The sequence below is a fragment of the Collinsella sp. LCP19S3_A6 genome (genome assembly GCF_052122015.1).
Taxonomy (GTDB): Bacteria; Actinomycetota; Coriobacteriia; order Coriobacteriales; family Coriobacteriaceae; genus Collinsella.
The window spans coordinates 1-12,011 of sequence record NZ_JBQKDD010000019.1 but is presented as its reverse complement, the minus strand read 5'-3'; the positions used below and the strand labels follow the sequence as shown (position 1 = coordinate 12,011).

Genomic DNA, 12,011 nt, shown 5'->3' with positions numbered 1-12,011 from the left:
GCCCGCCCCAGCGCCGGCGCCGCCAACGCCCGAAGCCGCCCGCACGGCCTCCGCGCGCTTCAGCGCCACGCGAATCCGTGCGAACAGCTCCTCAATCGCAAACGGCTTGGTCAGGTAATCGTCGGCACCGGCATCGAGCCCGGCCACCTTGTCCATCACAGTATCGCGCGCGGTGACCATAATCACCGGCACATCCTTGTGCTTGCGGACGCGCCGCAGGACCTCCATGCCGTTGAGCTGCGGCAACAGCACATCGAGCAGAATCAGATCGTAGTCGCGCTCCAGCGCCAAGTCCACGGCGGTGCGGCCGTCGGCGGCGTGCTCCACCTGGTAGCCCTCGTGCTCCAGCTCGAGCGTCACAAAGCGGGCGATTTTCTCCTCGTCCTCTACGATCAGGATCCGTGCCATGCGTGCCCCCGTCTGCGATTACTTGTCGTCGTTCAGATTTTGCTTGATGTCGTCCGCGGCGTCGGCGGCGTGATTCATAAGGTTGTTGATGCTGCCGGGCACGTCGCCGTCGCTGTCGATGCGGTAGCGCATGCCAAAGAACAGACCAATCAGCATGAGCCATATCGTGGCGCCCCAGGCAAACAGGGCGACGATGGGGATCAGAATGGGAATGTTGAGGATGATGGCGTCGCGGCGCGTGGCGATAAACTTGGTGTCCAGGCTCAGACGGAAGAGCTTTTTGAGGTACTCCCACACGCTGTCCATCTTCTTGGAGAAGTCGGTCTTTTCGCTCGACTTTTCGTAGGCGGCCTGCGCGGCGACCATTTCGGCCGAGGGCTCATCGACTGGCGCGGCCTCGGTGGCGGCATGCGCCGACGTGGTCTGGGTCTTGCCCTGCGACTCAAGCCAAATGATGGCATCCAGAACGTTGCCGTCGGTGGCGTCGAGCGCGGCCTTGGCATCGGTGTAGCTCACGTTGCACTTGGTGCGGATGGTTTCAACTTTTTCGAGGTCGTCCATGACCTGTCCTTTCGTTCGATGGGCGCGACGTCGGGCGATCTGCCCGGGCGCGAGCGTTGCGTTCGCGATCTGCGTTGCGCGGCGCCGCCCCGCCCTTGGTCGAACTTTATAGTGCAGGTTATAGATTAAGCGATTCTTGAGCCAAGATTAATGTTGGATGAGTTTTTGGGTGGTGTGAGGGAGGAGCGGAATGTTTCTATTGGGTTGCGCGGGGGAGAAACGACTCGCCTTTTAGACTGCTGCCGACGAGGTCTAATACTTTTCCGAGAAGTGAACGAGCTAAATCGGACCCCCGAAGCATCGACACTTTAGAGGTGCCGTTTCCTGGGGTTTCGGTGCTGGAATCCTGCGATTTTGACGACGAAAAATGTGGATGCTTCAGGGGTCCTAAAACAGACGTTCACTTCGCGGAAAAGTATTAGACCTCGATAGCGGGGGATGGGGTGCCGGTGCAAAACGGCGTTAAGGGTTGGTCGAGCAGGCGGTTTCTCCATTGATGTCCGCACGGCATGTGACACTTATCCTGCCGCCCTGCTCTGCCGCGGCGGCATGTACCCAAACAACTGCCCTCTAAGGAGTTCGATATTGATGAGTGACAACACCAAGCATCTCGCAAAGAAGTGCGTCAAGGACGCGGGGCCGTGCCTCGCGCTGTGCGTGGTCGGCGCAGCGGTCGCGCTGTTGGCTGTTCTGGGACCATTCGACGTGCTCCGAAGTGCCGGTTCTCTGCGCGTTTGCATGGCCCTTGCCGGCGCTATGATGACCGGCGGCGTGCTCGATCTGATTTTTTGGGTGCTTGATCCGTTTGGATGGAAGAACGAGGGATAAGCCCTAAGGGATGGAAGGGCTGGAACGGTTGGCTTAGTGATCGTGCAGAATGCGGTCTAGCGACTTACAGGGAAGTGGTAATCCGATGACGGTCTATGTGACGGGCGATATTCACGGCGGCCTCGACATGCAAAAGCTGCGCGACTGGGATCTTGGGGATAGTCTGACGAGCGACGACCATCTGATTGTCGCGGGCGACTTTGGCTTTCCGTGGGATTTCTCTGCCGAGGAATGCATCGATATCGCCTGGCTGGAATCGCGTCCCTATACCGTGCTGTTCGTCGACGGCAATCACGAGCGTTTCGATCACTGGGCGGAGCGTCCCATGGAGCTGTGGCACGGTGGGCTAACGCAACGCCTGTCGGATACCTCTCCCATACGGCGCCTGACGCGCGGCGAGGTTTTTGAGCTCGACGGCTCAACGATCTTTACCATGGGCGGCGCCACGAGCGTGGATAAGGAATACCGCATTCCCTATTCCAGCTGGTGGCCACAGGAGCTGCCGGACGAGCGCAACTTTGAGGAGGCGCGGACAAAGCTCGACAGCGTGGGCTGGAAGGTTGACTACGTGGTCACCCACACCTGCTCTACGCGCATGCTTTCGCCCACGCTCTATCCGGGGCCTGGCTGGAATTACCCCGCCGTTGATCGGCTTACGGCATTTTTCGATGAGCTGGAAGACCGCTTGGACTACAAGCGTTGGTACTAGGCATTTTCATCGGGATGCCAACCCTGCCGAGCGCCATACCGTGCTCTACGACTGCATCGTTCGCTTGGGCGACGAACTCCAGCCCTGGGACGTTGCGTAGGGGCGAGGTATTTGGCTACTCGTCCGTTACAGCGATGTTCTTGCGGTGCGCGCGGATGACATTCCAGCTAAAGTGCTCGACCAGCTGCTCGGCAGAGCGCGGCGTGGTGTCCGGCGCGATGCCCGTTTGCCCGGCGAGCCATCCCAGCAGTGCCTCGGGCGTGCCAAAGCGTGCGCGTAGCTCGCCCAGGTCCAGATCGCGGTCGCGCTTGGAAAGGCGGCGGCCGTCTGGCGACACGAGCAGCGGAATGTGCGCGTAGTGCGGCGTGGGAAGTCCCAGCAGATGCTGCAGATAGATTTGGCGGGGCGTAGAGCCCAGCAGATCGCATCCGCGCACGACCTCGGTGACGCCCATGGCAGCGTCGTCGACCACCACGGCTAGCTGGTAGGCAAAAACGCCGTCGCTGCGGCGCACCAAAAAGTCGCCGCACTCGGTGGCGAGTGCCTCGCATTGGGCTCCGTACGTGCGGTCAACGAATTCGATCACGTCGCCGGCGAGGTCGTCGACGGCGGGCACGCGCAGGCGCGTGGCGGGAGCGCGCAGGGCACTGCGGCGGGCAACCTCCTCGGCAGAAAGGCCTCGGCAGGCGCCGCGGTAGATGGGCGTGCCGTCGCTGGCATGCGGCGCGCTCGCGGCGTGGAGCTCGGCACGCGTACAAAAGCAGGGATAGGTGAGGTCGACGTCATTCAGCCGGCGCAAGGCGCTCTCGTACAGGTCCAGACGATCGTGCTGGTAGTAGGGCCCTTCGTCCCACTCAAGCCCTAGCCAGGCCAGGTCGTCAATCAATTGAGCGGCAAGTTCCGGGCGCTTGCAGCGATCGTCCAGGTCCTCGATGCGCAACACGATGCTGCCGCCTTGGCTGCGGGCCGAAAGCCACGAGCACAGGCAGCTGAACACGTTGCCCAGGTGCATGCGGCCCGAGGGCGACGGGGCAAAACGGCCTACGACAGGTACAGGAACGGAGGCGGGCGGCGTTGTTGGTGCGTTCGCGGCGGGCGTTGCTATGTTGCGTGCGTTGATATCCATGCGGACGAGTATAGCGCGGGGCGCGATGGGGAGGCGTCACTGTGGTCCGCAAGTTGTCGAGGCCCCGCATTGCGTATGGTGGGCCGCAGGCTCGGTGCTTTGATTCCTGTCGATCAACTCAGTACCTTAGACAACAGAAACCCCGGCAGCTCTTCGCAACTGCCGGGGTTTCCGCGGAAAAGGGGGACATGATCCTCGAGCGAACGGCAAAGGGGCAAACCGGTTTCGCTCAACTGCTTTATGCCCCTCGGCTGGCGGCTCAATCAGCGCGTGCCGCGCCCACACAAAGCTGCTACACCTGTGACGGAGCTGTGAAGTGGCATCTATTGCTGGCGCGGGCCATGCCAAGGGTGTCCCTCATGACTAGTCATTTAAGAACGTCCCCAATGACTACCCAATGATTAGCTGCTGGCGGCAGGCATGACTTTCATCCCGTTTGGCGCTCCGGTCGCCTAGATGTTCGTCATGTGTACCCGCAAACGTGGGACAATGGCGCTGTTGGTTTTACAGACAAAGGATGTGCCTATGAACGCCCCCGTTGCCAATGCTTGTCGGCAGCGCTGCCCGTTTGCGCGATTTGCTTCCATTTGCGCACTCGTCGCGTGCGTGCTGCTGCTGTTGCCCGCCGTTGCACGTGCCGACGGGTATTCCATGACCCAAACCTATATCGGTGCCACGGTTGAGGCCGATGGGTCGCTGACCGTTGTCGAGGGACGCCAGTTTGATTTCGACGACGACATCAACGGCGTGTATTGGGATATCAATACGGGCACCAACCAGCAGGGTAGTACGGCGGGTGTCGATGTGCTGAGCGTCGAGGAAGATGATGCCGCGTTTAGCAGGGTTGACTATGCAAACAAAGGCGACAACGGCGTCTATACGGTTGAGCAGTCAGACGGCGGCGTAAAGATCAAGGTGTTCAGCCCCCACGAGAGCGGCGACAGCGCGATCTATTACGTGAGCTACACCATGACCGGTGCGGTTATGAACTGGTCCGATACCGCCGAGCTCTACTGGAAGTTTGTGGGCGACGGCTGGTCTGCGGACTCCGATGACGTCGAGATGGAAGTTTACTTCGCAAATGCCGCTGCCGGAACGGCGGCCGTCAAGGGCGATAACTTCCGTGCATGGGGCCACGGTCCGCTCACGGGCGACGTGTCGCTCGACGCGGACGAGCCCATGGTCACCTATACCATACCCTGCGTGCATCAGGGCGAATTCGCCGAGGCGCGCATCGCCTTCCCCGGCGATTGGGTGCCGCAGCTCGCCGCCTCGGGCAAGGAACGCATGTCGACAATTCTGAGCGAGGAGAAGGCGTGGGCCGAGGAGGCCAACGCCCGCCGCGCTCACGCCCGCATGATCGCCAATGCACTTGCCGTGGTTAGCGTTGTCGCGGCGGTGGCCTTTACCGGCACAATCGTCGTGCTCAAGTTGCGCAAGCGCAAGCCCAAACCGCTGTTCCAGGACGAATACTTCCGCGACGTGCCCTCGGCCGACCATCCCGCCGTGCTTTCGGCCCTCATGAGCTGGAACGAGGTGCCCGATCAGGCATATATCGCTACGCTCATGAAGCTCACCGACGATCGCGTGATCAAGTTAGAGGAGGCAATCGCGACCAAGGGCAAGAAGGGCCTGCTCCATCGCGAAAAAGAGGAACAGACGTATCGTGTGACGGTGAGTGATGCGGGCTGGAGGTCGGCCAAGGGCATTGACCGCATGGTGCTCAAGGTTTTCTTTGCCGGTGCTAAGCCCGACGAGAACGGCGATCGCTCGCGCACGTTTGACGAGCTGCAACACTATGTTAAGCAGCACGCTACGCCCGTGGGCGACAAGCTCAAGGACTATCAGAGCACCGTTAAGGGCAAACTGGCCGATAGCGAGTACGTTGCCTCGGACGGCATTGTCGCAATGGTGTTTTGCCTGGTTCTTGGTACTCTGATCGCCTTTGTTCCCGTGGGATCCATCTTCTTTACCGACGGCGCACAGGTGAACATTGTCGCCGCGGTTATCTCGGTGCCGATTGTGCTGGTGGGTATTGGCGTGGGCCTTACGTTCCGCCGCCTTACGCCGGAGGGCGCCGAGGTGGCGGCTCGCTGCAAGGCGCTCAAGCATTGGCTCGAGGACTTCACGCGTCTAAAGGAAGCCGTCCCCGGCGATCTGGTGCTGTGGAATAAACTTCTGGTGATGGGTGCGGCGCTGGGCGTTTCCAAGGAAGTTCTGCGTCAGCTTGCCGAGGCCGTGCCGCCCGAGGTGCGCGAGGCCGACGGCTTCTACGACAATTACCCCTGCTACTGGTGGTACTACCATCACTACGGAAACCAGTCTCCGCTCGATTCGTTCGATGGCGTGTATCACGAGAGCATCCGTGAGCTGGCTTCGAGTTCCGATAGCTCGAGCGGCGGCGGCGGTGGTGGCTTCTCGGGCGGCGGGGGCGGCGGCGTCGGCGGAGGCGGCGGCGGAACGTTCTAGCGGTCCTAAAATATGGGATGGGCTTTTCTCGGCAGCCGTCGGGGAAAGCCCGTCCCCTTTTTATGCGCCAAAATGCGCCGATCTTTTACTTTTGCCCACCGCTATTTGCAGACTCCTCTATAGGGTGATGCCAGCGAGGGTTTCGGTGACTCTTTTGTTCAAGACTGTCCCCGGCGACTAGTCATTTAAGAACGTCCCCAACGACTAGGTGTGGTTGCTGCCAAGGAGTGTCCCGGGGTGCCAGCACAAAGGGGACGTCCCTAACTGCCGGTTTTAGGCTGTCAGGTCGAGTTCGTAGAGGAAGCTTTCGCGCGGCATGTCGTGGCGGCGCTCTTCGCGGTTGGCGCGGTGCGTGGCCGTGCGCTTAAAGCCGTGCAGCTCGTAGAACTTCCACGAGCAGTTGGAGTCGGTATACAGGTGCGCTCTCGACGCTCCGCGCGAGGACAGGTGCGAGACCGCGGCATCGAGCAGAACCGAGCCAACGCCCAGGCCGTGGACATCGCGATCCACGGCAAGCAACGTGACCTCGTTGTCATGCGGCAGCGGGCTGCTCTCGAGCAGGCGGTTGTTGGTCCGAATGGTGGCGCGCACAAACGAGAGATACTCGGCACAGGCATCGGGCTCCAGCTCACGCATCTGCGACAGCAATGCGCGTTCGGTATCCATCCAATGCTCCTTAACGGTGGCGCCGCTGCTTTGCCCCGCACGTGCGAGTGCAATGCCGCGCGCCTGGCCGTCGATTACGGCGACCTGCGAAAACGTCGAGGAAGAAAGGCAATAGGCAAGATCGCACGCGGCCTCAAGGCGGTTGTACTCTTCGTTATCCGAATTGTTATGCCAAAGCTGCTGCAAGATCAGCGCGATGGCGTCGAAGTCTTCGGTATCAAACGGTCGGTAGAGAACCCGCGAGACCATAGTGCCTCTTTCTATTGCGGATGCATATCGAGCACAGTTCTACCATGCCATTGGCATCTAATTATGGTGCCCCTGTGTTCCATCAACTCACCGTGCCCAGTGGCGCTCCTGCAACCCCCGCTCGCAAGCTTTTTCTGCACATGCGCCCGTTACGGGGTGCATCGATGCGCTCGATGCGCTACATTGAATCAGTATTTTCAATGCCGCTGCGCGAGCGCTGCAGATCGACGTATCACCGACTCACAGAGCACGGCGGCGTACCAGACAGGAGGACTGCATGGGATCTGATGTGAAGATCGCACGCGCGTTGATCTCGGTTACCGATAAGACGGGCGTCGTCGATTTCGCACGGACGCTGGTTGACGACTTTGGCGTCGAGATCATCTCTACGGGCGGCACGGCTCGTGCCATCGAGGACGCGGGCGTTCCCGTAACCCCCATCGAGGAGTTCACGGGCTATCCCGAGATGATGGACGGCCGCGTCAAGACGCTGCACCCCAAGGTTCATGGTGCACTGCTGGCTCGCCGCGATTCCGAGCAGCACATGCAGGAGGCAGCTCAGCACGGCATTAAGCTGATCGACCTGGTCGTCGTCAACCTGTACGAGTTCGAGAAGACCGTCGCCAACCCCGAGGTCACCTTTGCGGATGCCATCGAGCACATCGATATCGGTGGCCCTTCCATGCTTCGCTCTGCCGCCAAGAACGCCGCGAGCGTTACCGTCATCTCCGACCCGGCCGACTATGATGCCGTCCTGGCCGAGATGCGCGAGACCGGTGGCTGCACCACGCTTTCCACCCGTCGTCGCCTGCAGGTGAAGGTCTACCAGACTACCGCCGCCTACGACACGGCTATCTCCCGTTGGCTTGCTGCCCAGGCAAGCGACGTGGCGGACACCTCTGCCAAACTCGAGGTCTCGCTGGAGAAGGTCGACGACCTGCGCTATGGCGAGAATCCTCAGCAGAAGGCTACGGTCTACCGCTTTGCCGATGGCTGCGAGAACTCCGCGAGCTCGCAGTTCCCGCTCGTGGGCTCCGAGCAGATTCAGGGCAAGCCGCTCAGCTACAACAACTATTTGGACGCCGATGCCGCTTGGAACCTGGTTCGCGAGTTCGACGAGCCTGCCTGCGTGATCCTCAAGCATCAGAACCCCTGCGGCTCCGCCGTTGCCGAGGACATCACGGCTGCCTACGACCGCGCCTTTGCCTGCGATCCCAAGAGCGCTTTCGGCGGCATCATCGCCTGCAACCGCGAGGTTCCCTTTGAGCTGGTTGAGCACTTTGCCGATCAGAACAAGCAGTTCGTCGAGGTCATCATCGCCCCGAGCTACACCGCCGAGGCGCTCGATCGCATGGCCAAGCGCCCCAACCTGCGCGTGCTGGCTACCGGCGGCGTGGACCACGGCGCCAAGGTGGAGCTGCGCTCCATCGACGGCGGCATGCTGGTGCAGGAGGTCGACCACGTGATCGAGGATCCCGCGACCTTTACGTTCCCCACCGACCGCAAGCCCACCGATGCCGAGATGGCCGAGCTTGAGTTTGCCTGGAAGGTCTGCAAGGGCGTCAAGTCCAACGCCATCCTGGTCTCCAAGGGTAAGGCCGGCATTGGCATGGGCCCGGGCCAGCCCAACCGCGTTGACTCCGCACTGCTTGCCTGCGAGCGCGCCGAGGACTTCTGCGAGCGCGAGGGCGTGGAGAAGGGCGGCTTTGCCTGCGCAAGCGACGCGTTCTTCCCGTTCCGCGACAACGTCGACGTGCTTGCTGAGCACGGCGTGACCTGCATCATCCAGCCCGGCGGCTCCAAGCGCGACGACGAGAGCATCCAGGCCTGCAACGAGCATGGCATCGCAATGGTCTTCACGGGCGCCCGCCACTTCCGCCACTAATGATCGTTACGCGGTTTTACCAAACCGCGTAACTGCTCGACGCTGCGCCGGCCCCAAGCACCTTATCTCGCCGCTCAAACCGTCGCTCGCGTACAGAAGTACGCGTCGCTCCTCTTTCGCGGCGACCTGAGGCACTTGGGTCCGGCTCGCTGGCTTATGCTCCACCAGCGGTATTTGCTCGCCCCGAGCTAAAGCTATCTATTGCCGTCCGTGCCGGTTGGTGCAGGCGGCTTTTTTGGGTATAACGGTGCGGTGTATGTTTTTGAGAAAGGTTGGATATGGCCGTTGTGGATGATGCCGAGCTGTTTGGCAATGCCGAGGACCAGCGTGCGTACGAGGACTTTTGCGCCAATCAGGAGGCGGTCGAGAAGTTTACGCTCGACAAGCCCGCGCTTGTCTGCCGTTGGCGTATGTCCAACAAAAAGGTGCCCATGCTCAACCGTCATATTCGTGCGCTGTCCGAGCGCCTGGTGCAGGGCGAGCCGCTCACCCATAACATGCTCAGCTGGGCCAAGCAGCACGTTGAGTGGTCGCTTGCCGAGGGCGATTACACCGCGCGCGACGGCGTGCTCATGCTGGTGATCGACGTTAACGGCAATGCCGCCATGACGGTGGGGGAGTACGAGCCGCTGGCCGATACTTCGGCCAAGGCGCTGCGTGCCCGCTCCGCCGAGGCCCGCTCCGAGGCCGACGAAACCGGCGTGGCGCCCGAGCTGCTCGCCGCCGTCAACAACGGCGAGCTGGTCTTTGTGGCACCGGCGGACGAGTGCCTGTGTGGCACGGCGACGCTTATCGAGCAGCTGGCCCAGACCAAGGGCATCCCGGTCACGCGCGTGGACATTCCCGCGCAGCTCAAGGGCGCGCTGTTCCTGGTGAGTGACGAGCACGGCGTGGTCCCTGCCGCCGAGACGGACGCCGTCGAGTCCGACGCCGCTACGGTTGCCTTCTTTGCCGAAGGCTACGAAAAGCTCCGTGCCCGCCGCTAAATGATTTTCCTGGGACGGGGATTTAATAATCATTTGATCCTCGCTCCCGTTGCGAGCGAGGGGCGAGCCAAACGCTTTCGTTCGCGAACAGTTCTGTCACCTTGGTGCCTCGCGAGGCACGCACCTGCGGCTCCGCGGTCATAATGGGGCAAGACAACCAAGAGGGGAGCGGAATCCATGGCGCTGATCTATGTCGTTGAGGACGACGAGCGCATTCGTCGTGAGCTTGTCGACATCCTTGCCCGCGCCGGGTTTGAAATCGAGGCCTGCGAATCGTTTGAGCATGTCTCGCGCGATATCCTTGCCGCCGCGCCCGACCTGGTGTTGCTCGACCTCACGCTTCCCGTCAAGGACGGCCAACATATCTGCCACGAGGTTCGCCGCGAATCCGAGGTTCCTATCATCGTCCTCACGTCGCGCACGACCGAGATCGACGAGGTCATGGCCATGACGCTTGGCGCGGACGACTTTGTTCCCAAGCCTTACAGCGCCCGTGTGCTCGTGGCGCACATCAATGCGTTGCTGCGCCGCACCGCGGCGGCGGGCGATCGCAGCACGCTCGTCCACAAGGGGCTGGAGCTCGACCTCGCCCGCTCCATGGTCACCAATACGGCAACCGGCGACAGTACCGAGCTCACCAAAAACGAGCTGCGTATCCTCTCGCTGCTCTTGGGCCGCGCGGGCAAGATTGTCTCGCGCTCGGCTATCATGCAGGACCTGTGGGACTCCGACGCCTTCGTGGACGACAATACGCTCACCGTCAATATCAACCGCCTGCGCACCACGCTCGAAAAAATCGGCATCAAGGGGTATTTGACGACGCATCGCGGCCAAGGCTATTCGGTCTAGGGGCCGGTTATGTCGTTTGCCAAGTTCTTTAAAGATGCACTGCTTCCCGTTGCCGTGTGGATCTGCGGCGTGCTGCTGAGCTGTTTTGTACTGACGGTCGCCGGCGCCCCGGCATCCATCGTGGTCGTGGCGGTCGGTGTGTCCTTTATCTTTGGCATGCTGGGCATCGTGATCGAGTACGTGCGCCGTCGTCGTTTTCTGTGCCAGCTGGAGCGCGCGGCAGAGGAGCTGGGGAGCCCCGCATGGGTGCAGGAGATGGTGCAATGCCCGACCTATGCCGAGGGCGAGCTCGAATATGAGGTCTTGCGCCGGGTGGGCAAAGCCGCTTGCGACGAGGTGGCGGAAGGCCGGCGCCAGACCGATGATTACCGCGACTATATCGAGAGCTGGGTCCACGAGGCCAAGCTGCCCCTGGCGGCGGCTCATCTGATTTTGGAAAACCTGGACGGCAGCGAAGACGACCTGTCGCGCGTGGATGACCTGGGTCGCGAGCTGGCTCGCGTGGAGCGCTATATCGATCAGGCGCTGTACTATGCGCGCTCGGAAGTCGTAGAGCGCGACTACCTAATTCGCCGTTGGGGTCTCAAGAGCTTGGTGACGGGCGCGATTAAAGCCAACGCGCGCGAGCTCATTGCGGCGCACGTGGCTCCGGTGTGCGAGAACCTCGACTTTGAGGTGTTCACCGACGAGAAATGGCTCGAGTTTATTCTGGGCCAGCTCATTCAGAACAGCATTAAATATGCGCGTGAGGACGGCGCGAAGATTGTGTTTTCGGGTGCGTTGCTGGACGAGGGCCTGGCAAACGAGCGCATCGAGCTTACCGTCGCGGACAACGGCTGCGGCGTGAGCGCGGCTGACCTGCCGCGCGTGTTCGAGAAGGGCTTTACCGGCGATAACGGCCGCACCACCAAGCGCGCAACGGGCATCGGCCTCTACCTGGTGGCGCGCCTGTGTTCCAAGATGGGCATCGACGTCACCGCGGCATCCGACTCCGGCGAAGGCTTTGTCGTAACATTCGCTTTCTCGACCAACAAGTTTCAATACTTCGAGTAGTCGGGCCGTCTTGTGGTGCGGATGGCTATGTTCCCGAGCGTGAACATGGCTATGAGGCTAAAAAAATCACCCAAACAAAACGTGCCGCCCGACCAGGGCGGCACGCCATCTCGGCCTATAGGACAAAATGTGTGTCCCGATAGAACATCCGTTTCCATCCATTAATCCAGCCAGAACGGGTACGGGTCCCTGTGGTGGAGGTCCTCCCACACGGCCCTGTCG

11 protein-coding genes are annotated in these 12,011 nt (G+C 61.4%); 7 read left to right on the top strand and 4 right to left on the bottom strand.

Annotated elements, in window-relative coordinates; all coding sequences use genetic code 11:
• Together ACTQVX_RS08755 and ACTQVX_RS08750 are read right to left on the bottom strand one after the other, a co-directional pair.
• A partial coding sequence (locus ACTQVX_RS08755; protein WP_441560919.1) for a response regulator transcription factor occupies nt 1–408 on the bottom strand: 408 nt, incomplete at its 3' end.
• Nucleotides 409–426: 18 nt separating this feature from the next.
• Nucleotides 427–969 (bottom strand): DUF4342 domain-containing protein, encoded by a 543-nt coding sequence (locus ACTQVX_RS08750; protein WP_441560917.1) that lies wholly within the window; start codon nt 967–969, stop codon nt 427–429.
• A 588-nt stretch (nt 970–1,557) separates the two neighbouring features.
• Between ACTQVX_RS08750 and ACTQVX_RS08745 the strand changes: the two genes are divergently transcribed.
• Together ACTQVX_RS08745 and ACTQVX_RS08740 are read left to right on the top strand one after the other, a co-directional pair.
• Entirely contained in the window at nt 1,558–1,797 is a 240-nt protein-coding gene (locus tag ACTQVX_RS08745) for a hypothetical protein (RefSeq protein WP_427748078.1), read from the top strand.
• An 85-nt stretch (nt 1,798–1,882) separates the two neighbouring features.
• On the top strand, nt 1,883–2,506 hold the full coding sequence (locus ACTQVX_RS08740) for a metallophosphoesterase (RefSeq protein ID WP_441560915.1): 624 nt from the start codon (nt 1,883–1,885) through the stop codon (nt 2,504–2,506).
• Between the two features lie 115 nt (nt 2,507–2,621).
• Here the strand turns inward: ACTQVX_RS08740 and gluQRS are convergent, their stop codons facing one another.
• Entirely contained in the window at nt 2,622–3,632 is a 1,011-nt protein-coding gene (gene gluQRS / locus ACTQVX_RS08735; protein WP_441560913.1) for a tRNA glutamyl-Q(34) synthetase GluQRS, read from the bottom strand.
• A gap of 525 nt (nt 3,633–4,157) precedes the next feature.
• Here gluQRS and ACTQVX_RS08730 point away from each other — a divergent pair.
• Nucleotides 4,158–6,101 (top strand): DUF2207 family protein, encoded by a 1,944-nt coding sequence (locus ACTQVX_RS08730; RefSeq protein WP_441560911.1) that lies wholly within the window; start codon nt 4,158–4,160, stop codon nt 6,099–6,101.
• 273 nt (nt 6,102–6,374) lie between these two features.
• Here the strand turns inward: ACTQVX_RS08730 and ACTQVX_RS08725 are convergent, their stop codons facing one another.
• Nucleotides 6,375–7,016: a GNAT family N-acetyltransferase gene (locus tag ACTQVX_RS08725; protein WP_427728515.1), complete on the bottom strand. Its 642-nt coding sequence runs from the start codon at nt 7,014–7,016 to the stop codon at nt 6,375–6,377.
• Between the two features lie 277 nt (nt 7,017–7,293).
• Here ACTQVX_RS08725 and purH point away from each other — a divergent pair, with 277 nt between their 5' ends.
• From purH to ACTQVX_RS08705, 4 genes are all read left to right on the top strand, one after another.
• On the top strand, nt 7,294–8,901 hold the full coding sequence (gene purH / locus ACTQVX_RS08720; RefSeq protein WP_441560909.1) for a bifunctional phosphoribosylaminoimidazolecarboxamide formyltransferase/IMP cyclohydrolase: 1,608 nt from the start codon (nt 7,294–7,296) through the stop codon (nt 8,899–8,901).
• 278 nt (nt 8,902–9,179) lie between these two features.
• Nucleotides 9,180–9,887: a hypothetical protein gene (locus tag ACTQVX_RS08715; RefSeq protein ID WP_427718908.1), complete on the top strand. Its 708-nt coding sequence runs from the start codon at nt 9,180–9,182 to the stop codon at nt 9,885–9,887.
• 177 nt (nt 9,888–10,064) lie between these two features.
• Complete coding sequence (locus tag ACTQVX_RS08710) at nt 10,065–10,736, top strand: response regulator transcription factor (protein ID WP_427728526.1); 672 nt, start codon at nt 10,065–10,067, stop codon at nt 10,734–10,736.
• A gap of 9 nt (nt 10,737–10,745) precedes the next feature.
• Nucleotides 10,746–11,789, top strand: coding sequence for a sensor histidine kinase (locus ACTQVX_RS08705; protein ID WP_441560907.1), 1,044 nt, complete (start codon nt 10,746–10,748; stop codon nt 11,787–11,789).
• Nucleotides 11,790–12,011: the final 222 nt, after the last annotated feature.

What these genes read in the sequence shown, in the direction of transcription:
- ACTQVX_RS08750 (WP_441560917.1), bottom strand. Translation starts at nt 969, where the DNA reads ATGGACGACCTCGAAAAAGTTGAAACCATCCGCACCAAGTGCAACGTG.
- ACTQVX_RS08745 (WP_427748078.1), top strand. Translation starts at nt 1,558, where the DNA reads ATGAGTGACAACACCAAGCATCTCGCAAAGAAGTGCGTCAAGGACGCG.
- ACTQVX_RS08740 (WP_441560915.1), top strand. Translation starts at nt 1,883, where the DNA reads ATGACGGTCTATGTGACGGGCGATATTCACGGCGGCCTCGACATGCAA.
- gluQRS (WP_441560913.1), bottom strand. Translation starts at nt 3,632, where the DNA reads ATGGATATCAACGCACGCAACATAGCAACGCCCGCCGCGAACGCACCA.
- ACTQVX_RS08730 (WP_441560911.1), top strand. Translation starts at nt 4,158, where the DNA reads ATGAACGCCCCCGTTGCCAATGCTTGTCGGCAGCGCTGCCCGTTTGCG.
- ACTQVX_RS08725 (WP_427728515.1), bottom strand. Translation starts at nt 7,016, where the DNA reads ATGGTCTCGCGGGTTCTCTACCGACCGTTTGATACCGAAGACTTCGAC.
- purH (WP_441560909.1), top strand. Translation starts at nt 7,294, where the DNA reads ATGGGATCTGATGTGAAGATCGCACGCGCGTTGATCTCGGTTACCGAT.
- ACTQVX_RS08715 (WP_427718908.1), top strand. Translation starts at nt 9,180, where the DNA reads ATGGCCGTTGTGGATGATGCCGAGCTGTTTGGCAATGCCGAGGACCAG.
- ACTQVX_RS08710 (WP_427728526.1), top strand. Translation starts at nt 10,065, where the DNA reads ATGGCGCTGATCTATGTCGTTGAGGACGACGAGCGCATTCGTCGTGAG.
- ACTQVX_RS08705 (WP_441560907.1), top strand. Translation starts at nt 10,746, where the DNA reads ATGTCGTTTGCCAAGTTCTTTAAAGATGCACTGCTTCCCGTTGCCGTG.